At 62.5% G+C, this 1,386-nt stretch carries 1 protein-coding gene; it reads left to right on the forward strand.

Annotation, left to right across the window (positions count from 1 at the left end; genetic code table 11):
* Positions 1-1,281 (forward strand): ISNCY family transposase (locus DIE17_RS36975; RefSeq protein ID WP_124921838.1); only part of this gene is annotated, 1,281 nt, incomplete at its 5' end.
* Positions 1,282-1,386 lie beyond the last annotated feature (105 nt).

Below are 1,386 nucleotides of genomic sequence, written 5' to 3' on the forward strand. Positions count from 1 at the left end.
CGGCTGGACGCTGATCTGGCCGATCGAGCACTGTCGATCATCCGTGATCGCTACGCCGATTTCGGGCCGACGCTGGCCTGCGAGAAGCTGTATGAGTGCCACGGCATCCGGCTGGCGAAGGAAACGGTCAGGCGGCTGATGACGGACGCCGGGCTGTGGGTGCCGCGCCGGCAGCGGCCGCCGAAGGTCTACCAGCCACGGGCACGACGCGCGTGCCTGGGCGAACTGATCCAGATCGACGGTAGCGACCACCGCTGGTTCGAGGATCGGGCGCCAGCCTGCACGCTGCTGGTATACGTGGACGATGCGACGAGCCGGTTGATGATGCTGCATTTCACGGCGACCGAGTCGACCTTCAGCTACTTCGAGGCGACGCGCGCGTATCTGGAGCGTCACGGCAAGCCGATGGCGTTGTACAGCGACAAGTACAGCGTGTTTCGCAACGTCAACCCGGGCACGACTGGCAATCGGGTGACGCATTTCGGCCGCGCGATGTACGAGCTGAACATCGACACGTTTTGCGCAAACAGCAGCCCGGCCAAGGGGCGGGTCGAGCGTGCGCACCTGACGCTGCAGGACCGGCTGGTCAAGGAACTGCGGCTGCGCGGGATCAGCACGGTGGCCGAGGCGAACGCCTATGCACCCTCCTTCATGGCGGCCTACAACGCACGTTTCGCGAAGCCACCGAAGAGCAGTTTCGACGCTCATCGGCCACTGCGGGACGACGAGAGCCTTGAGTTGACGCTTACGTGGCGCGAACTGCGGAAAGTGACGAAGTCGCTGACGGTGCAGTACGACCGGGTGATGTACCTGCTGGACGACACCCCAGAGAACCGGAAGCTGATTCACCGCTACATCGACGTGTGGGAGTACCCGGACGGGCGCATCGAGCTCCGGACGGAGGGTCAGGTGTTGCCCTGCAGGCAGTACGATCGGCTCGCCGAGATCGATCAAGCCGCAGTCGTCGAACACAAGCGCCTGAGTCACGTATTGCAGGTCGCTCAGGCGATTCAGGCGCAACGCGATAACAGCCGCATCGGTAAAGCCCCATCCCGAACAAACCGGGGCGATTCGACCAAGACCGATCGAAACAAACCTCAGCCGGGCAAGAAGAAGCAGCGCGAGTTCGTGCAGGCGGACGTCGAGCAAGTGATTGTGGATTTGGCTGAGCACAGGCAGGCGCAACCGCAACCCCGCAAACCTGGCCGTCGGTCTGCAAGGGACAGTGGATCCGACGCAAGCGCCCTGCCCGTTCAGACGCCCGCCTTCGACACGGCGTAACGAATAAACCAGGACAAACAGGCAGCGAAACCAACCCTAACCCCAACCTCAAAACCGGACATTTCTATTTAGCTGGCGCCACGACATCTTGAAATGGCTACGACA

It is taken from the genome of Burkholderia sp. Bp9099, from assembly GCF_003857805.1.
Classification (GTDB): Bacteria; Pseudomonadota; Gammaproteobacteria; order Burkholderiales; family Burkholderiaceae; genus Burkholderia.